This is a genomic window from Streptomyces sp. NPDC002309, from assembly GCF_053593375.1.
Map to the genome: position 1 here is coordinate 174,776 of NZ_JBSFCI010000001.1, position 17,833 is coordinate 192,608.

Sequence of the window (17,833 nt, forward strand, 5' to 3'; positions counted from 1 at the left end):
GGCGCCGTGCCGCTTCCAGGAACGAGGTCAGGACGCCGTGACCGAGCCCCCACGTGCCGGCCCCTCCCCCGCGCGGACGCTTCAGCCGTACAACCAGGGAACCAGTGCCAACCTCGCCGACATACTCGAACGCGTGCTCGACAAAGGCATCGTCATCGTCGGCGACATCAAGATCGACCTGCTCGACATCGAGCTGCTCACCATCCGGCTCCGCCTGCTGGTCACCTCGGTGGACAAGGCCAAGGAGATCGGCATCGACTGGTGGGAGCGCGACCCTGCCCTGTCGTCCCGCGCCGACGGCACCCGCGACCTCGAAGAACAGAACGCCCGTCTGCGCGACGAGGTCACGCAGCTGCGCCGGCGCGTGGCGGAGTCGGCGGAACTGCCGGAGGGCACCACCGGCAGCCACCGCCGAGCTCGCGACCGTGAGCGCGGCGGCGACCGTGAGCGCGACCGTGACCGTGAGCGCGACCGTGAGCGCGGCGGCGACCGTGAGCGCGGCGGCGACCGTGATCAAAACCATGATCAGGACCGCGACCCCGGCGCCGAGCCCCGGCGCAGGCGGCGCATGACCGCCGAGGACGACGACGGCCGGAGTTGACCCATGGACGACCGACTCAGCTACGTGTACGGCGTGCTGCGCCCCGGCGCCTCCCGCGCGCACGACGCGATCACCGGCGTCCACGGGGTCTCGGACGCGCCTGTCGCGTTGGTGCACCACGGCCAACTGGCCGCGGCCGTCAGCCCGGTGCCCGGGGAGGACTTCTCCGAAGCCGCCCTCAAGGCCCATCTGGAGGACCTGGACTGGTTGGAGAACGTGGCCCGCGCCCACCACCACGTGGTCGAGGCGCTGGGCACCCACGGCACCGTGCTGCCGCTGCGGCTGGCGACGGTGTACCTCGACGACACCCGGGTCCGCGACATGCTCGCCGAGCGGGAACTCACCCTCACCGCTCTCCTGGACCGGCTCGCCGACCATGTCGAATGGGGCGTGAAGGTCTACGCCGACACCTCCTCCCCAGCCGCCGCGCCGACCGCGCCCCCTCCCCCGGACGGCGCCGCGGAGGAACCCGATCCCGGTCGCGCCTATCTGCGGCAGCGCAGGCAGCAGCGGCACGCGCGTGAGGACGCCTGGTCGTCCGCCACTGAGGCCGTCCGCCGTATCGAGGGGCAGGCCGGGACCCTCGCCGTGGCCCGCGCCCGGCACCGCCCGCAACAGGGCCGCCTGGCCGGCACGTCCGGGGAGAACATCGCCAACGACGCCTATCTCGTCCCGCGCGACCGGGGCGAGGACTTCCGCGAGCGCGTCCTGGACGCCTCGGAAGGACTCCCGGGCGTACGCGTCGAGATCACCGGGCCCTGGGTGCCGTACTCGTTCGCCCAGGTGCCGGAGACCGAGGCGGCGAGGACTCAGACACCGGAGAGCCATGCCGACGCCCCCGGCGCCACCGCCCCGCAGGAGGCGCGGCACCGGTGACCGCCTACGAGGATCCCCCGCTCGCCCAGCGCCAGGTGGCCCTGATCGACCTGCTCGACCGGCTGCTGAGCGGCGGAGTGGTGCTCACCGGTGACATCGTCCTGTCGATCGCGGACATCGACCTGGTGAGAATCTCGCTGCGTGCGGTGATCGTCGCCGTTCAGGAACAGCAGTGGGACGTCGTGCTCCCGGCGCCCGCGCCTCCCGCGGCGGAGACGCTCACCGAAGCCGAGGGCGGCGGTGCCGGCCATGACGCACCCCGCTGACCGCACGCCCGGCCCCGGCCGCCTGGACGAGGTGGCCGACGCCGCCGCACGCGCGTTCGCCCTGCTCCCGGCACGGCCGGACGAGGTGCCACCGCCCCTGGACGACGGTGAAGGCGGCTCCCCGACCGCCCACCGCCTACGGACCGACCCGGAGACGGTGGAGCGCGATCTGGTCAAACTCGTGCTCACGATCGTGGAGCTGATCCGCCAGCTCATGGAGCGCCAGGCCCTGCACCGCGTCGACCAGGGCGGCCTCACCGAGCAGCAGGAGGAGCGGCTGGGCCTGACGCTGATGATCCTCCACGACCGCATGACCGAACTGTGCCGCCGCTACGACCTCACCATGGACGACCTCAACCTCGATCTGGGCCCCCTGGGCCCCCTCCTGCCGCCACCGCCGCCCTGAGCGCGAGTGGAGCCGAACGCCTCGGCAAGGCACGCTTGGTGCATGAAGTCGCTCTGGCGCTCACCCCCGCGGCCAGGAGCACGCGGCCGGGTCCTTTTCACCCTGCTGCAGTGCGTGCCCTTCCTGATCGCACTCGCCGTGCTGGTCATCGAGTTCACGCCCGCGCAGTTCATGTACACGGGGCCTCTCCTGACGGCGGTCCCGGCGCTGGCCGCCGTGACGATGGGACCCAAGGGCACCGCCGCGGCCGCCACTCTGGCACTGGCGATCAGCGTGACCACCGCGACCTACAACGACGCATGGGAGACCTTGCAGGTCTACACCAACTTCCTGGCGCTCGGCCTGGTCTCCGTGGCCGGCCTGATAGCGAGCGGCGCCGTACAGACGCGCCGGGAGAAGGAACTCGACCAGGTCCGCAAAATCGCCATCGCGGCCCAGGACGTCGTACTGAGACCCGTGCCCGCACGACTGGGGCCCGTGGCGGCCGGAAGCCTGTGCCTGGCTGCCGGTACCGGGGCGCGGGTGGGCGGCGATCTGTACGAGGCCGTGGAGACCCCGTACGGGGTCCGCATGATCGTGGGGGACGTACGGGGCAAGGGGCTGTCCGCGGTGCGAGCCGTCGCCGTGGTGCTGGGCGCGTTCCGGGAAGCGGTGTACTACGAGGACGAACTGGCCGAGGTCATGAACCGCTGCGCCGCCGCACGGGACCGGGAGGCCGCCGTGCCGCACGCCTACGAGGAGGCGGTGGCGCTGGAGGGGTTCGTCACGGCGCTCGTCGCGCAGGTGCCGCCGGACGAGCCGGTGGTGCACCTGATCAACCGGGGGCACCCGCCGCCGCTCCTGCTGCACCGGGGCAGAGCGACACCGCTGATGCCGCCCACGCCCGTGCCGCCGCTCGGCTTCGAGGACCTCACGCCCGACCTCGCCGTCAAGCCGGAGAGCTATCCCTTCGTCCCCGGCGACCGCCTGCTGCTCTACACCGACGGCGTGATCGAGGCGCGCGACCGGGACGGCGAATTCTTCGCCCTGCCGCAGACCATGGAGAAAATACGCCCGGACACCTCCCCTCAGGCGTTCCTGGAGCACCTGCACGCGGCACTGCTCCAGCACACCGGGGACGACCTGACGGACGACGTCGCGATGATCCTCGCCGACCGGATCGAGATCTGAGCCACGGCGGCCGGTTCCCCGCTTTGGACGACAGATTTCCCGTAACCGACCACGGACGCCCTGCCACGGACATTCCGTCCCGGGGCGGAATGTCCGTGGCCACAACACCTGTACGCCTCCGGCCGTTCTCGGCCCGCGGCCGACCGGTGCCCTACGGAGCGCCTCCGTGCACCAGCGGCGCCGGCCGGGCCGCGAGCAACCCGGGCAGCAGGCCCACGGCGTCGACCGCGCTGACGGCCCGCGCGGCGGCCAGCGCGGCCACGTCGGCGGCCAGCTCCGTCCCCGCGCGAGGGACGGCGAGGACGGTCATCCCCGCGGCCGCGGCCGAGCGGATGCCACCGGGAGAGTCCTCGACCGCCAGACACCGCTCCGGCGGCAGGCCCAGCCCGGCCGCCGCACGCAGATACGGGTCCGGCGCGGGCTTGACCCGCACCGCGTCCTCCCCGCACACCACGGCGCTCATCTCCCCGGCCAGACCCAGCCCCCCGAGGACCGCCAGCACGAACCGCCGGGGACTGGCGGTGGCCACACCGACCAGCCCGTACCGTCCCGCCGCGCGCACCAGCTCCACCGCGCCAGGAAGCGCGCGCACACGCCCCGCGGCACATTCGCCGACCATCGCGGCGGTGCACGTGTCCACCACCTCGGCGCTGCTCACCGCGCCACGGCACAGCCCCGCCACATACGACGCCCACCCGCCGTTGCCGTGCAGCGCCGCGTCGTCCTGGGCCTCCCACCGGTATCCATGACGTGCGGTGAAGGCGGCGCACACCCGCCCCCACGCCGCACCGCTGTCGATCAATGTGTCGTCGAGGTCGAAGACCGTCGCCCGCCGCACCGGCATCACACCGAGGTCGCATCCGGACGCCGCGGCAGCGCCCCCGACAACTGCTCGATCGACAGCAGCACCAGCCCGTGTTCGTCCGCGAACGCCCGCAGCCGCTCCGGCCGAGCCACCGAACCGTCGTCCTCACAGACCTCACTGAGCACGGCGACCGGGGTCAGCCCGGCAAGACGCATGAGATCGACAGCCGCCTCCGTGTGCCCACGCCGCTCGCTGATCCCCCCTGCACGGGCACGCAGGGGGAACACGTGCCCGGGGCGCAGCAGCCGGTCCGGACGGCAGCCGGGTTCGGCCAGCGTCCGGACGGTCAGCGCGCGGTCCGCGGCCGAGATCCCCGAGCCCACTCCGACCGCGTCCACAGAGACGGTGTACGCCGTCGCCTCCACACCACAGGCAGCCGGCACCATCAGCGGCAAGTCCAGCCGGTCCGCGACCTCGGGCGCCATGGGCACGCAGATGAGCCCACTGGTCCAGCGCACGAAGAAGCCCAGCGCCTCGGCGGTCGCGAACTGCGCCGCCATGACGAGATCGCCCTCGTCCTCACGATCCGCGTCGTCCACCACGATCACGGGCCGGCCCGCCCGCAACTCCTCGATGGCGGCCGCCACCGTGCCGAAGTCCGCATCCGGACGCGGCACCGAAACTGATGTCACAGGAACCAGCCCTTTCCTGACTCAACGTTCCTGCTGGATCAATCGGTGGCCCCACCTGCGCACTTGAGGAATCCCACGGCGGCGCACGAATCACTGCGGCCTCACGAGAACGCCCCCGGCCCACGCCGGGCGCACCCCCTGCGCACACCGAGAAGCCCCCTCCCGCCCGGGAAGGGGCTCTCAGGACGCGCCGGCCCACCGCGCCGACGCCGCACTCACGAGCGGCGCTCACCGACCAGGTCGTCCAGCAGGTCGCGGACGCGCCGATCGATCTGGTCGCGGATCTGACGAACAGCCTCGACACCCTGGCCGGCCGGATCGTCGAGTCGCCAGTCGAGGTACCGCTTCCCCGGGAAGACGGGACACGTGTCGCCGCATCCCATCGTGATGACGACATCGGACGCCTGGACGGCTTCGACCGTCAGGATCTTCGGCGTCTCCGCGGAGATGTCGATGCCGACTTCGTCCATCGCCTCCACGACCGCCGGATTGACCGTGTCGGCAGGGGCGGAGCCGGCCGAGCGGACCTCCACCCCCTCCCCTGCGAGGTGGGTGAGGAAGGCGGCGGCCATCTGGGAACGCCCCGCGTTGTGGACGCAGACGAACAGAACGGAGGGGCGAGGAGTGGATTCGCTCATGACGGAGGTTCCTTGGAAGACGGTTCAGCGAGGAGATACGGCGGGAGCGGTGCCGTCCTGCGGCACGACGGCCTCCGTCCCGACGGAAGCGGCGGGCCCGAACACCAGCGCGACCAGACCGAGGCCGACGGCGGCCCCCACCAGCTGAGCCGCTATGAACGGCGCGACGGAGGTGGGCGCGATCCCGGCGAAAGTGTCGGTGAACGTCCGGCCGACGGTCACCGCCGGATTGGCGAAGGAGGTGGAGGAGGTGAACCAGTAGGCGGCCCCGATGTAGGAGGCCACGGCCACCGGGGCGAATCGCCCGTGGCCCGTCCGGTTCAGACCGAAGACCAGCAGAACCAGTCCGGCGGTCGCCACCGCCTCCCCCAGCCACAGGTGCCCGGCGAAGCGGTCGTGGGTGGACCACCTCACCAGAGGTTCGGCGAACATCGCGTCGGCCAGGACAGCGCCGGCGACGGCACCCACCATCTGCGCCGGGACATACGCGGCCACCTCCCGCGGACTCGGCCCGTCCCCGCTCTGACGACCGGTGAACCAAGCCGCCAGGGTGACCGCCGGGTTGAAGTGCGCGCCGGAGACCGGCCCGAGGAGTGCGATCAGCACGGCCAGACCGAGGACCGTGGAGATCGAGTTGGCCAGCAGCTGGACCCCCATGTCACCTGAGAGTCGTGTCGCCTGGATACCGGAGCCGACGACCACCGCCACCAGGGCCGCGGTCCCCACCGCCTCAGCCGCGACACGACGGACGAGCGGCGCGCTCACAGGGAAGCCCTTGCCGCCCGCGGCATGGCCAGGAACCCGGCCAGGCGGTCGAGGGCGGCCGGCAGAACCCAGTAGTAGACCCAGGTGCCACGACGTTCGCAGTCGATGAGGCCCGCCTGCCGGAGCAGCTTCAAGTGGTGCGAGATCGTCGGCTGGGACAGGTCGAAGGCGGGGGTCAGCTCGCAGACGCACACCTCGCCGCCCTCTCGTGAAGCGATCATCGACATCAGTCGGAGACGCACCGGATCACCCAGGGCTTTGAAGAGCTTCGCCAGGTCGGCCGCCTGCTCTTCTTCCAGAGGCGCTGCCGCGAGCCCTGCGCAGCAATCGTCTTCATCGTCCTGGCCGAGGATCTTCAGCCCCTGATTCGACATGCTTCTATGTTGACGCCTTTCGATCCAAGTCGCAAGGTTGATTCAACAAACGTCGATACAAGCCGTTCAGAGCAGCGCCACGCCCGCTCACCCAGGAGCGATCCATGTCCGATCAGTCCACCGACCCACGGGAAGCCGTCCGCGAGCGCTACGCGGCAGCAGCCGTGCAGGTCACCGAAGGCGGCTTCGTGTGCTGCGGACCCCTACCCGTCGAGGCCGGCGAGAACTTCGGCTCGGCCCTGTACGCCGCCGACGAGCGCGAGACCCTGCCGGCCGAGGCCGTGGCCGCCTCCCTCGGCTGCGGGAACCCCACCGCCGTCGCCGGTCTGCGCGAGGGTGAGAGCGTCCTCGATCTCGGCTCGGGCGGCGGCATCGACGTCCTGCTCTCGGCCCGCCGCGTGGGCCCCACCGGCACGGCGTACGGGCTCGACATGACCGACGAGATGCTCGCCCTCGCCATCACGACCGCCGAGAAGGCCGGCGCGACGAACGTGGTGTTCCTCAAGGGCACGATCGAGGCGATTCCGCTGCCCGCGAGCACCCTCGACGTCGTGATCTCCCACTGCGTGATCAACCTGTCCACCGACAAGCCCGCCGTCTTCGCCGAGACCTACCGGGTGCTCAAGCCGGGCGGCAGGATCCGCGTGTCCGACGTCGTCGCCGAGGACTCACTGACCCCGGCCCGGCGCAGGGAGCGCGGCAACCACATGGAGTGCCTCGCGGGGGCTCTCTCCTTCGAGGAGTACCGCGCGGGTCTGGAAGCGGCCGGGTTCTCGGACGTCGAGATCATTCCGACGCACACGGTGGCCGAGGGCATGCACTCCGCGATCGTCCGTGCGACGAAGGCGGCATCCGGCCGCGGCCAGGGCTTCGGGGACTGACACCCCGGACACGTCCGAACCCCCTCCCGTTCGAGGAGGGGGCTCGGACGTCAACTCCCGGAACTTCCCGGACTCAGTGCGCGTGACCGCTCGCCGCGGGCGCGGGCGCCGCGTTCTTGACCGTCAGCGGCAGCAGCTTCTTGCCCGTCGGGCCGATCTGGATCTGCGTGTCCATCTGCGGACACACCCCGCAGTCGAAGCAAGGAGTCCAGCGGCAGTCCTCGACCTCGGTCTCGTCGAGGGCGTCCTGCCAGTCCTCCCACAGCCAGTCCTTGTCGAGGCCGGAGTCCAGGTGGTCCCAGGGCAGGACCTCCTCGTACGTCCGCTCGCGGGTCGTGTACCAGTCGACGTCCACGCCGAACTGCGGCAGCGCCTTGCCCGCGCAGTCCATCCAGCGGTCGTAGGAGAAGTGCTCGCGCCAGCCGTCGAAGCGGCCGCCGTCCTCGTAGACCGCGCGGATGACCGCGCCGATGCGGCGGTCACCGCGCGAGAGCAGGCCCTCGACGATGCCGGGCTTGCCGTCGTGGTAGCGGAAGCCGATGGAGCGGCCGTACTTCTTGTCGCCGCGGATCTTGTCGCGGAGCTTCTCGAGGCGGGCGTCCGTCTCCTCGGCGGAGAGCTGGGGAGCCCACTGGAACGGGGTGTGCGGCTTGGGTACGAAACCGCCGATCGACACCGTGCAGCGGATGTCGTTCGCACCGGAGACCTCGCGGCCCTTCTGGATCACTCGCGTCGCCATGTCGGCGATCTGGAGCACGTCGTCGTCGGTCTCGGTGGGCAGGCCGCACATGAAGTACAGCTTCACCTGCCGCCAGCCGTTGCCGTACGCCGTGGCGACGGTCCGGATCAGGTCGTCCTCGGAGACCATCTTGTTGATGATCTTACGGATCCGCTCCGAGCCGCCCTCGGGCGCGAAGGTCAGTCCCGACCGGCGGCCGTTCCTGGTCAGCTCGTTGGCCAGATCGATGTTGAACGCGTCCACACGGGTCGACGGCAGCGACAGGCCGATCTTGTCCTCCGTGTAGCGGTCCGCGAGGCCCTTGGCGACCTCGCCGATCTCGCTGTGGTCGGCCGACGACAGGGACAGCAGTCCGACCTCCTCGAAGCCGGTCGCCTTCAGGCCCTTCTCGACCATGTCGCCGATGCCGGTGATCGAACGCTCCCGCACGGGGCGGGTGATCATGCCGGCCTGGCAGAAGCGGCAGCCGCGCGTGCAGCCGCGGAAGATCTCGACGGACATCCGCTCGTGGACCGTCTCCGCCAGCGGCACCAGCGGCTGCTTCGGGTAGGGCCACTCGTCGAGGTCCATCACGGTGTGCTTGGACACCCGCCACGGCACGCCCGACTTGTTCGGTACGACACGCCCGATGCGCCCGTCCGGCAGGTACTCCACGTCGTAGAAGGCGGGCACGTACACCCCGCCGGTCCGCGCCAGGCGGAACAGCAGCTCCTCGCGCCCGCCGGGGCGTCCCTCCGCCTTCCACGCGCGGATGATGTCGGTGGCCTCCAGGACGGCCTGCTCGCCGTCGCCGATCACGGCGCAGTCGATGAAGTCGGCGATCGGCTCGGGGTTGAAGGCCGCGTGGCCGCCGGCCATGACGATCGGGTCGTCGACCGTCCGGTCCTTGGCCTCCAGCGGGATGCCCGCCAGGTCCAGCGCGGTCAGCAGGTTCGTGTAGCCCAGCTCCGTGGAGAAGCTGATGCCGAACACGTCGAACGCCTTCACGGGGCGGTGGCCGTCCACCGTGAACTGCGGGACGCCGTGCTCCCGCATCAGCGCCTCCAGGTCGGGCCACACGCTGTAGGTGCGCTCGGCGAGGACCCCGGCACGCTCGTTGAGGACCTCGTAGAGGATCATGACGCCCTGGTTGGGCAGACCCACCTCGTACGCGTCCGGGTACATGAGCGCCCAGCGGACATCACAGGCGTCCCAGTCCTTGACGGTGGAGTTGAGCTCTCCACCGACGTACTGGATCGGCTTCTGCACATGCGGGAGCAGGGCTTCGAGCTGCGGGAAAACCGACTCGGCAGACATCGCGGGACTTTCGTGAGCTGACTGGGGGTACCCCCGGCCGGAGGCTGGGGGCGGGGTGACCATCAAGCCTAACGCGGCCGGGACGCCCCTCCGCACGCTCAGAGCCCGACCGTCCCCCTCATCCCCTTCCACACACCCGGCAGCTCCTCCTCCACCACGGCCGCCCGCCGCTCCTCCCTGGCGTGGAGCAGGCCGTAGGTGAAGGCGTTCTCCCCGGCGGCATGCGCCTGCTCGGCCAGGTCCTTCAGGGCCAGGCGGCTCATCACACTGTCCTGGTGATCGCCGAGCAGAGTCTGGAGGTCCTTCAGCGACGACACCAGCGTGGACGCCGGACCGCCGAGCGCGGGGACGGCCGCCTCCGCCGCGTAGCGCGCCCGCTTGGACTTCTTGCGGGCCTCGTGCAGTGCCAGGTCCCGTTCGTGCCCGGCCGGGGTGCCGAGGGCCTGCTCGACCAGTCCGGCCAACGTGTCGCAGGTATCGTTCACGGCCCTGGTGAGCACCTTCGACGGCTTCCCCGCCGCCGCCTCGCTCAGCGGCGGATCGGCCAGCAGGGCGTCCAGCGAGGCCAGGAGGGCGAGATAGCGCTGCCCGTTCAGTACGTCGGTGATCTGGCGGCGAGAGTCCTGGCCGCGCGTCTTCGACCAGGCGCGCAGCCGCTTGCGGACGGGCCCGGCGACCAGCTCCGGCGGCAGTTCCTCGATGACCGCGCTGATCCGCTCGGCCAGCACTTCCTGGTCGCGGCCCGCGCCCAGCTCGCCGGCCAGCCATTTCAGCTCGGCGCCGACCGGGTCGGTGACGGCCCGGTCGAGGACCTTGCGGTACGACTTGAAGGTGCTGCGCATCCGGCGGGTGGCGACCCGCATACGGTGCACCGAGTCCTCCACGTCCCGTCGGACGGCGGGATCGAGTGCGACGATCACGTCCCGCTGGGCGCGCACGTAGGCCAGTACGTGGTCACCCGCGGTGACCGGCTCGGCCCGGTCCTCCTTGCGGGGCCGGCGTTTTCCGCCGGTCTCCGCCAGTGCCCTGGCCAGCTTCGAGGGGGACTCCGACGGGCGCACGCCCACCTTGCGCAGCCGCTTCTCGACCTTGTCGAGGAACGCCGGGTCGCCGTCGTCGGCGAGTTCCACCTCGATCTCGGTCCACTTGGCCTTCCCGCCGTCCACGGTGAGCCGCTCGGCCCGTACGGCGTCCAGGGAGAGCTCGGCGAGCAGCTTCCCGTGGACGTCCACGAGGTGGCGTACGTCGCGGGTCGAGCGCAGCCGGACCACGGGCGCGAGCTCGGCGTCACGCACCCGGGAACGGACGAGGGCGCCCAGGGTGGACGGCACATGGTCGGAGAGCGGCTCGCGGATCTCGTCGCGGACGTCGCTGGCGACCGGGAGCTTCAGATGCCAGCCGGCGTCGGAGCCGCCGGTACGGCGGCGCAGGGTGATCGAGGCGGCTGCGAGTCGCTCGTCGACGGTGTCGTAGTACGTGGCGTCCAGCTCGGCGACGCCCTGGTCGAGGACGGCCGCCACGCCGGCGACGCCGGTCAGGTCGGGCAGTCCGCTGTCGTCGGACTCGTACTTGCGCTCGATCTCACGCTTCGTATCCGCCATGCCCCGAATCTAGTGCGAGTCGGGGCACGGCGGCAGATGACCAGAGGGTTGAACCGGGAGAAACTTCATACGAACTTCGGCCTCTACGCCGACATCGGTCTCTGCACCCGGATCGACTGGAGCAGCCCCACGGCCACCCAGATCGCGAACATCGACGATCCTCCGTAGGACACGAACGGCAGCGGCAGACCGGTCACGGGCATGATCCCCAGGGTCATCCCGATGTTCTCGAAGGACTGGAAGGCGAACCAGGCGACGATCCCGGCCGCGACGATCGTGCCGTACAGCTCGGTCGTCTCCAGCGCGATCCGGCAGGCCCGCCACAGCACCACGCCCAGCAGGAGGATTATCAGGCCGCCCCCGAGGAAGCCGAGTTCCTCTCCCGCGACGGTGAAGACGAAGTCCGTCTGCTGCTCCGGGACGAACTGCCCGGTGGTCTGCGAGCCCTGGAAGAGGCCGGAGCCGGTCAGGCCGCCCGAGCCGATGGCGATGCGTGCCTGGTTGGTGTTGTAGCCGACGCCGGCCGGGTCGAGGTCCGGGTTGGCGAAGGCGGCGAAGCGGTTGATCTGGTAGTCGTCGAGGATGTGCAGCTGCCAGACCGCGATCGCGCCGATGGCACCGGCACCGAGCAGCCCGAACACCCATCGGTTGGACGCCCCGGACGCGAGCAGCACGCCCAGCACGATCACCACCATCACCATGACCGACCCGAGGTCGGGCATGAGCATCACGATCAGCATCGGGACCGTGGCCAGGCCGAGCGCCTGCAGGACCGTCCGGTGGTCGGGGTACGGCTTGTCGCCCGCGTCCACCCGGGCGGCCAGCAGCATGGCCATGCCGAGGATGATGGTGACCTTCGTGAACTCCGAGGGCTGGAGCGAGAAGCCGCCGCCGACGGCGATCCATGAGTGGGCGCCGTTGACCGTGGTACCGAGCGGGGTCAGCACCGTCAGGACCAGGAAGACCGACGCGCCGTACAGGACCGGCACCGCGCCGCGCAGGGTGCGGTGTCCGAGCCAGACCGTGCCGATCATCAACGCGAAGCCGATGCCGGTGTTGAGCAGGTGCCGTACCAGGAAGTAGTACGGGTCGCCCTGGTTGATCTCGGTGCGGTTACGGGTCGCCGAGTACACCAGCAGGGCGCCGATCAGGGACAGCGTCAGCGCCGACAGCAGGATCGGCCAGTCGAGCCGCCGGGCCAGTGAGTCGCGGGCGAACAGCCGGGTCCAGCCGGCGCGCTCGGGTCCGTATCCGGAGACCTGGAAGCTGTTCGCGCCCGTCATGTGAGCATCCTTCGGCTGAGCGATCCGCGGCGGCTGCGGCAACCCCGGCGGCGCGGCCGCCGCCGGGTGTTGCGGTTGCCCTCGGGCGAGGGCGGCACGGTCGCCGCCGTCTGCACCTGCCCGCCCTCGTCCACTGGGGCCTTCTGGCTGGCCTGCTGGTCCTTCGCGGGGTCCTTGGAGACCTTCGGCGCGATGATCGAGCCGTCGGCCTGGATCTTCGGCAGGTTCTTCTGCGGGGTGGGCAGCAGGGCGTTCTTCTCGTTGATGGTGCCGTCGTCCGCGATGCCGTACAGCGCGTCGTACATGTTGCGCACGGCCGGGCCCGAGGCTCCTGAACCCGTACCGCCCTGGGAGATGGTCATCACGATCGCGTAGTCGTCGGTGTAGGTGGCGAACCATGAGGTGGTCTGCTTGCCGTAGACCTCCGCCGTACCGGTCTTGGCGTGCATCGCGATCTTGTCCTGCGGCCAGCCGCCGAACCGCCACGCCGCCGTACCCCGGGTGGCGACGCCCTCCAGCGCTTCGTCCATCTGGGCCAGCGTCTGCCGGGTGACCGGCAGTTTGCCGTGCGCCTTGGGCTTGATCTCCGAGATCCGCTTGCCGTCGGGGCTGATGATCGCCTTGCCGACGGACGGGTCGTAGAGCGTGCCGCCGTTGGCGATGGCCGCGTAGATCGTCGCCATCTGGATCGGCGTGACCAGCGTGTCGCCCTGGCCGATGGAGTAGTTGATCTCGTCACCGGCGCGCATCTTGTTGCCTTCGAGGCAGTTCTCGTAGGAGATGCGCTGGACGTAGTCGCCGTCCTTCTTGCCCGTCTTGCACCAGGCGTCCTTGTTGGCCTCCCAGTACTGCTGCTTCCACTGGCGGTCGGGGACGCGGCCGGTGACCTCGTTGGGCAGGTCGATGCCGGTCTCCTTGCCGAGGCCGAACTGATGGGCGGCCTTGTAGAAGTGGTCCTTGGGCTGGCCCTTCTTGGGGTTGATGCCGCCGTCCTTCTTCCACTCGCTGTGTGCGAGCTGGTAGAAGACCGTGTCGCAGGAGACCTCCAGGGCGCGGCCCAGGCTGATCGGGCCGTGGTTCTGCGACTCGAAGTTCTTGAAGACCTGGCCGCCGACCGAGTAGGCGCTGGAGCAGTTGTAGCGGCCGTCGAACTCGTAGCCGGCCTGGACGGCGGCCGCGGTGGAGACCACCTTGAAGACGGAGCCCGGCGCTGCCTGACCCTGTATGGCCCGGTTGAGCAGCGGGTAGTTGGACTTCTTGCCGGTGAGCCGGGCGTAGTCCTTGGCGGAGATGCCGCCGACCCAGGCGTTGGGGTCGTACGACGGGTTGGAGGCCATGGCGACGATCCGGCCCGTCCTGGCCTCCATCACGACCGCAGCACCGGAATCGGCCTTGTACCGCTCGTTGGTGTTGCGGTCCCACTCCTTGCGGGCCGCCTTCATCGCCTCGTTCAGCTCGAACTCCACGACGCGCTGGACGCGGGCGTCGATGCTGGTGACGAGGTTGGAACCGGGCTGGGCGGCGTCCGCCTCGGCCTCGCCGATGACCCGGCCGAGGTTGTCCACCTCGTAGCGGGTGACGCCGGCCTTGCCGCGCAGTTCCTTGTCGTACGTCCGCTCCAGGCCGCTGCGGCCGACCTGGTCGGAGCGGAGGTAGGGCGAGTCGCTGTTCTGGGCCTGCTGGATCTCCTGGTCGGTGACCGGGGAGAGATAACCGAGCACCTGGGCGCTGTTGGCCGCGCCGGGGCTCGCGTACCGTCGGACGGCCTGCGGCTCGGCGGTGATGCCGGGGAAGTCCTCGGCGCGCTCACGGATCTGCAGGGCCTGGCGCGGGGTGGCCTCGTCGGTGATGGGGATCGGCTGGTAGGGCGAGCCGTTCCAGCACGGCTGCGGCGTCTCGGAGTCGCACAGCCGCACCTTCGCCATGACGTCCTTGGGCGTCATGCCCAGCACTCCGGCGAGTTTGGTGAGGACGCCCTTGCCGTCGTCCTTCATCTTCAGCAGGTCGGTGCGGGAGGCGGAGACCACCAGCCGTGTCTCGTTGTCGGCGAGGGCCACTCCGCGCGCGTCCAGGATCGAGCCGCGCACGGCGGGCTCGACGACCTGCTGGACGTGGTTGCCCGAGGCTTCCTTGGCGTAGGCCTCGCCCTCGCGGATCTGCAGGTACCACAGCCGGCCGCCCAGGGTGGCCAGGAGGGAGAGGACGAGGATCTGGATGACGACAAGACGAATCTGGACCCGTGGGGTCCGTCCGGTCTCGGGAATGTTGGTCACTGCGGCTGCCTCCCCCTCTCAGAGCGCGTACGTGCGTGCGGGTACGAGTGTTGAACGGCCGACCCGCGAGGCCGGGTTCCTCCTGAGCTCCCCCGTTCGGGTGAAATGCCCTGCGCTCACAGCCGCTTGACCCCCTTGATGCGCCCGGCCCTGGCCACCCGCGCTCTGGCCGCCTTCACCTTCAGGCCCCCGAACCCGCCGCGCTGACCGCCGATGCGCAGTCCGGTGCCGGTGGAGAGCCAGCCGGAGGAGATGTCGGTCGCCTTGGCCGACGAACCGGCCGCCTCCAGCGGGTTGTTGTCCGCGCGCCGGGCGAGCGCCATCAGCCCGGGGACGACGAAGGGGGCGAGCAGCAGGTCGTACAGGGCGGCCGTGAACAGCAGGCCGGGCAGGCCGACGTGACGGGCGGCGGTGTCCCCCACGAGGGCGCCGACCCCGGCGTACAGCAGAGTGCTGCCGACCGCGGCGGCGACGACCACGGCCATCGGGCCGGTGGCCGACTTCAGCTGGCCGTTCTCCGGTTTGACCAGGCCCGCGAGGTAGCCGATGACGCAGAGCACGAGCGCGTAGCGGCCGGCGGCGTGGTCGGCGGGCGGGGCGAGGTCGGCGAGGAGCCCGGCGCCGAAGCCGATCAGGGCACCCCCGACATGGCCGTAGACCAGTGCGAGGGCGAGCACGGTGAGCAGTACCAGGTCGGGGACGGCGCCCGGGAGGTGCAGCCGGGCGAGGACACTCACCTGGAGCACCAGGGCGACGACGACCAGTGTGGAGGAGAGCAGAATCCTGTTGAAGCGCATGGGTACAGCTCCCCCTACTGTTCTTCCTCTTGCTGGGACTGGCCGTCGTCGGGTGACGGGCCGTCGGTGGACGCGTCGTTGTCGGTGGCCGCGTCGCCGTCCGTGGCCGCGTCTCCCTCGGCGGACCCGTCGGCGTTCTCCACGCCCGGGGTGACGGTCACCGTCACGGTGGGCGTCGGTGTGGGCTTGGGCTTCGCGGGCAGCACCGTGTCGCGCGGGTCCCGCTCCGGTGTCTGGACGACGACACCGACGATGTCGAGCTTGCTGAAGCCGACGAACGGCGTGACGTACAGCGTGCGGGTCAGGCCGCCGCCGGAGGGGTCGACGCGGGAGACCACGCCGACGGGGACGCCGGGCACGAACGGCTTGTCCGCCTGCGAGCCGAAGGTGACCAGGCGGTCGCCCTTCTTGATCTGCGCCTTGCCGTTGAGGAGTTCGACGCGCAGCGGGCGGTCGCCCTGGCCGGAGGCGAAGCCGAGTTCGTCGCTGCCTTCCATGCGGGTGCCGACGGTGAAGTCGGGGTCGCTGGCGAGCAGCACGGTCGCGGTGTTCGGGCCGACGGTGGTGACGCGGCCGACGAGGCCGTCGCCGTTGAGGACGGTCATGTCGCGCGTGACGCCGTCGTCGGCGCCGATGTCGATGGTGATGGTCCAGGAGAAGCCCTGGGCCGCTCCTATGGCGATGACCTGGGCGCCCTTGATGCCGTACTGGCCCTCGCCGGCGATCTTCAGCATCTTGTCGAGCTGCTTCAGGCGGCTGCGGTTGCGGTCGTCGCTGCCGAGCCTGGCCTTCAGGTCGGCGTTCTGCCGCTCCAGTTCGGCGAGCCGGTCGTGCCGCTCGCCGGAGTCACGGACCGCCGCGATGGCGTTGCCCACCGGGTCGACCGCCGACGACACGCCGTTCTCGATCGGGCCGAAGGCGGCGGCCGCGGCACCACGGGCACCGTCGACCGGTGAATCCTCCCCGCCGCGAATGTCCACCGTGATCAGCGCGAACGCGATGGCGACCAGCAGCACCAGGAGCAGCCGGCTCTCTCGTGTGTCCCTCACGTGCGGCGGCCGTGCCCTTCCTCATAGGAATCCGGGAAATCGGGTCGGCCCGCTGGGAATCCGGACGCCGGATTCCCACGGGCTGTTTGTGGCAGCTTATGCCTCTATATCAACGATCCGCCGTACGAGAGGCGATGGTCCCGTACGGCGGAATCGAAGAGTTACCTCATCTGCGCGGCTGGGCGTCCAGGACCTGCTGCAGCGCCTCGAACTCCTCGACGCACTTGCCGGACCCGAGCGCCACGCTGTCCAGCGGGTCCTCGGCGATGTGGATCGGCATCCCGGTCTCGCGGCGCAGCCGCTCGTCCAGGCCGCGCAGCATCGCACCGCCGCCGGTCAGAACGATTCCGCGGTCCATGATGTCGCCGGACAGCTCCGGCGGGCACTTGTCGAGCGTCGTCTTCACCGCGTCCACGATCGCGTTGACGGGCTCCTCGATCGCCTTGCGCACTTCGGCGGCCGAGATGACGACGGTCTTGGGCAGTCCGGAGACGAGGTCCCGGCCGCGGATCTCGGTGTGCTCGTCGGAGTCGAGGTCGTACGCCGAACCGATCGTGATCTTGATCTGCTCGGCCGTGCGCTCACCCAGCAGGAGCGAGTACTCCTTCTTGATGTGCTGGATGATCGCGTTGTCCAGCTCATCGCCCGCGACGCGGATGGACTGGGCGGTGACGATGCCGCCGAGGGAGATGACCGCGACCTCCGTGGTGCCGCCGCCGATGTCCACCACCATGTTGCCCGTGGCCTCGTGGACCGGCAGGCCGGAGCCGATGGCCGCGGCCATGGGCTCCTCGATGATGTGCACCTGACGGGCGCCGGCCTGGGACGACGCCTCGATGACGGCGCGGCGCTCGACGCCCGTGATGCCCGAGGGCACACAGACGACGACCCGCGGGCGAGCCAGATAGCGCCGCTTGTGGATCTTCAGGATGAAGTAGCGGAGCATCCGCTCGGTGATCTCGAAGTCGGCGATCACGCCGTCCTTCAGCGGACGTACGGCAACGATGTTGCCGGGCGTGCGCCCGATCATCTTCTTCGCTTCGGCACCGACCGCGAGGATGCCACCGGTGTTGGTGTTGATCGCGACGACGGACGGCTCGTTGAGTACGATCCCGCGACCCCTGACGTACACCAGCGTGTTGGCGGTCCCGAGGTCGACAGCCATGTCACGGCCGATGAACGACATTGAGTTCCCCATCAGGATTCGTCTGGCCTTCCCACGGAGCTTTTGAGGGCTTGTCAGGTAGGCGAGGTGGGTGCTGTGACGTGAAGGCTTCCATCGTAGACGCGCCTTCCCGGACACTGCGCGAGGGTCTTCGCC

General features: G+C 70.3%; 18 protein-coding genes. 6 read left to right on the top strand and 12 right to left on the bottom strand.

Annotated features, from left to right (window positions below; genetic code table 11):
- Positions 1-37 precede the first annotated feature (37 nt).
- Genes ACWCPM_RS00770 through ACWCPM_RS00790 form a run of 5 tightly spaced genes read left to right on the top strand, consistent with a single transcriptional unit; the run spans position 38 to position 3,319 of the window.
- The gene (locus tag ACWCPM_RS00770) at positions 38-601 is read left to right on the top strand and encodes a gas vesicle protein (RefSeq protein WP_450973948.1); all 564 of its coding nucleotides are present in this window, start codon (positions 38-40) and stop codon (positions 599-601) included.
- Positions 602-604: 3 nt separating this feature from the next.
- On the top strand, positions 605-1,477 hold the full coding sequence (locus ACWCPM_RS00775; RefSeq protein WP_450973949.1) for a GvpL/GvpF family gas vesicle protein: 873 nt from the start codon (positions 605-607) through the stop codon (positions 1,475-1,477).
- A complete protein-coding gene (locus tag ACWCPM_RS00780; protein WP_450973950.1) occupies positions 1,474-1,743 on the top strand; it encodes a gas vesicle protein in 270 nt (89 codons plus the stop codon). Before ACWCPM_RS00775 ends, ACWCPM_RS00780 begins: the two co-directional genes overlap by 4 nt.
- The gene (locus ACWCPM_RS00785) at positions 1,727-2,149 is read left to right on the top strand and encodes a gas vesicle protein K (RefSeq protein WP_450973951.1); all 423 of its coding nucleotides are present in this window, start codon (positions 1,727-1,729) and stop codon (positions 2,147-2,149) included. Before ACWCPM_RS00780 ends, ACWCPM_RS00785 begins: the two co-directional genes overlap by 17 nt.
- A 42-nt stretch (positions 2,150-2,191) precedes the next feature.
- Positions 2,192-3,319, top strand: coding sequence for a PP2C family protein-serine/threonine phosphatase (locus ACWCPM_RS00790; RefSeq protein ID WP_450973952.1), 1,128 nt, complete (start codon positions 2,192-2,194; stop codon positions 3,317-3,319).
- Between the two features lie 151 nt (positions 3,320-3,470).
- Here the strand turns inward: ACWCPM_RS00790 and ACWCPM_RS00795 are convergent, their stop codons facing one another.
- The 5 genes from ACWCPM_RS00795 to ACWCPM_RS00815 all read right to left on the bottom strand — a co-directional run bounded on the left by ACWCPM_RS00795 (position 3,471) and on the right by ACWCPM_RS00815 (position 6,593).
- A complete protein-coding gene (locus ACWCPM_RS00795) occupies positions 3,471-4,163 on the bottom strand; it encodes an HAD family hydrolase (RefSeq protein ID WP_450973953.1) in 693 nt (230 codons plus the stop codon).
- Entirely contained in the window at positions 4,163-4,801 is a 639-nt protein-coding gene (gene ribB, locus ACWCPM_RS00800; RefSeq protein WP_450973954.1) for a 3,4-dihydroxy-2-butanone-4-phosphate synthase, read from the bottom strand. The genes ACWCPM_RS00795 and ribB overlap by 1 nt, the downstream gene beginning before the upstream one ends.
- Positions 4,802-5,031: 230 nt before the next feature.
- Positions 5,032-5,454: an arsenate reductase ArsC gene (locus ACWCPM_RS00805; RefSeq protein ID WP_450973955.1), complete on the bottom strand. Its 423-nt coding sequence runs from the start codon at positions 5,452-5,454 to the stop codon at positions 5,032-5,034.
- 24 nt (positions 5,455-5,478) lie between these two features.
- On the bottom strand, positions 5,479-6,219 hold the full coding sequence (locus ACWCPM_RS00810) for an aquaporin (RefSeq protein ID WP_450973956.1): 741 nt from the start codon (positions 6,217-6,219) through the stop codon (positions 5,479-5,481).
- Positions 6,216-6,593 carry an ArsR/SmtB family transcription factor gene (locus ACWCPM_RS00815; protein WP_450973957.1) on the bottom strand — a complete coding sequence of 126 codons (378 nt, stop codon included), beginning with the start codon at positions 6,591-6,593 and terminating at the stop codon, positions 6,216-6,218. The genes ACWCPM_RS00810 and ACWCPM_RS00815 overlap by 4 nt, the downstream gene beginning before the upstream one ends.
- 104 nt (positions 6,594-6,697) lie before the next feature.
- Between ACWCPM_RS00815 and arsM the strand changes: the two genes are divergently transcribed.
- Positions 6,698-7,474: an arsenite methyltransferase gene (gene arsM, locus ACWCPM_RS00820; protein WP_450973958.1), complete on the top strand. Its 777-nt coding sequence runs from the start codon at positions 6,698-6,700 to the stop codon at positions 7,472-7,474.
- Between the two features lie 73 nt (positions 7,475-7,547).
- On the opposite strand, the gene ACWCPM_RS00825 is transcribed toward arsM, so the two are convergent.
- The 7 genes from ACWCPM_RS00825 to ACWCPM_RS00855 all read right to left on the bottom strand — a co-directional run bounded on the left by ACWCPM_RS00825 (position 7,548) and on the right by ACWCPM_RS00855 (position 17,698).
- Entirely contained in the window at positions 7,548-9,509 is a 1,962-nt protein-coding gene (locus ACWCPM_RS00825) for a TIGR03960 family B12-binding radical SAM protein (RefSeq protein WP_450973959.1), read from the bottom strand.
- 98 nt (positions 9,510-9,607) lie between these two features.
- Positions 9,608-11,110, bottom strand: a complete 1,503-nt coding sequence (locus ACWCPM_RS00830; protein WP_450973960.1) for a CYTH and CHAD domain-containing protein — start codon at positions 11,108-11,110, stop codon at positions 9,608-9,610.
- 83 nt (positions 11,111-11,193) lie between these two features.
- Positions 11,194-12,393, bottom strand: a complete 1,200-nt coding sequence (rodA, locus tag ACWCPM_RS00835) for a rod shape-determining protein RodA (protein WP_450973961.1) — start codon at positions 12,391-12,393, stop codon at positions 11,194-11,196.
- Positions 12,390-14,666 carry a penicillin-binding protein 2 gene (gene mrdA, locus ACWCPM_RS00840; RefSeq protein ID WP_450973962.1) on the bottom strand — a complete coding sequence of 759 codons (2,277 nt, stop codon included), beginning with the start codon at positions 14,664-14,666 and terminating at the stop codon, positions 12,390-12,392. Before mrdA ends, rodA begins: the two co-directional genes overlap by 4 nt.
- A 116-nt stretch (positions 14,667-14,782) precedes the next feature.
- A complete protein-coding gene (gene mreD, locus ACWCPM_RS00845) occupies positions 14,783-15,463 on the bottom strand; it encodes a rod shape-determining protein MreD (protein ID WP_450973963.1) in 681 nt (226 codons plus the stop codon).
- 14 nt (positions 15,464-15,477) lie between these two features.
- Positions 15,478-16,512, bottom strand: coding sequence for a rod shape-determining protein MreC (mreC, locus tag ACWCPM_RS00850; protein ID WP_450973964.1), 1,035 nt, complete (start codon positions 16,510-16,512; stop codon positions 15,478-15,480).
- Between the two features lie 166 nt (positions 16,513-16,678).
- On the bottom strand, positions 16,679-17,698 hold the full coding sequence (locus ACWCPM_RS00855) for a rod shape-determining protein (RefSeq protein ID WP_365452312.1): 1,020 nt from the start codon (positions 17,696-17,698) through the stop codon (positions 16,679-16,681).
- Positions 17,699-17,833: the final 135 nt, after the last annotated feature.

Excerpts from the sequence above, each read along its gene's own strand:
- ACWCPM_RS00785 (WP_450973951.1), top strand. The coding sequence starts at position 1,727 with ATGACGCACCCCGCTGACCGCACGCCCGGCCCCGGCCGCCTGGACGAG.
- arsM (WP_450973958.1), top strand. The coding sequence starts at position 6,698 with ATGTCCGATCAGTCCACCGACCCACGGGAAGCCGTCCGCGAGCGCTAC.
- rodA (WP_450973961.1), bottom strand. The coding sequence starts at position 12,393 with ATGACGGGCGCGAACAGCTTCCAGGTCTCCGGATACGGACCCGAGCGC.
- ACWCPM_RS00855 (WP_365452312.1), bottom strand. The coding sequence starts at position 17,698 with ATGTCGTTCATCGGCCGTGACATGGCTGTCGACCTCGGGACCGCCAAC.
- ACWCPM_RS00815 (WP_450973957.1), bottom strand. The coding sequence starts at position 6,593 with ATGTCGAATCAGGGGCTGAAGATCCTCGGCCAGGACGATGAAGACGAT.
- ACWCPM_RS00790 (WP_450973952.1), top strand. The coding sequence starts at position 2,192 with ATGAAGTCGCTCTGGCGCTCACCCCCGCGGCCAGGAGCACGCGGCCGG.
- ACWCPM_RS00775 (WP_450973949.1), top strand. The coding sequence starts at position 605 with ATGGACGACCGACTCAGCTACGTGTACGGCGTGCTGCGCCCCGGCGCC.
- ACWCPM_RS00825 (WP_450973959.1), bottom strand. The coding sequence starts at position 9,509 with ATGTCTGCCGAGTCGGTTTTCCCGCAGCTCGAAGCCCTGCTCCCGCAT.
- ACWCPM_RS00795 (WP_450973953.1), bottom strand. The coding sequence starts at position 4,163 with ATGCCGGTGCGGCGGGCGACGGTCTTCGACCTCGACGACACATTGATC.
- ACWCPM_RS00805 (WP_450973955.1), bottom strand. The coding sequence starts at position 5,454 with ATGAGCGAATCCACTCCTCGCCCCTCCGTTCTGTTCGTCTGCGTCCAC.
- mreD (WP_450973963.1), bottom strand. The coding sequence starts at position 15,463 with ATGCGCTTCAACAGGATTCTGCTCTCCTCCACACTGGTCGTCGTCGCC.
- ACWCPM_RS00830 (WP_450973960.1), bottom strand. The coding sequence starts at position 11,110 with ATGGCGGATACGAAGCGTGAGATCGAGCGCAAGTACGAGTCCGACGAC.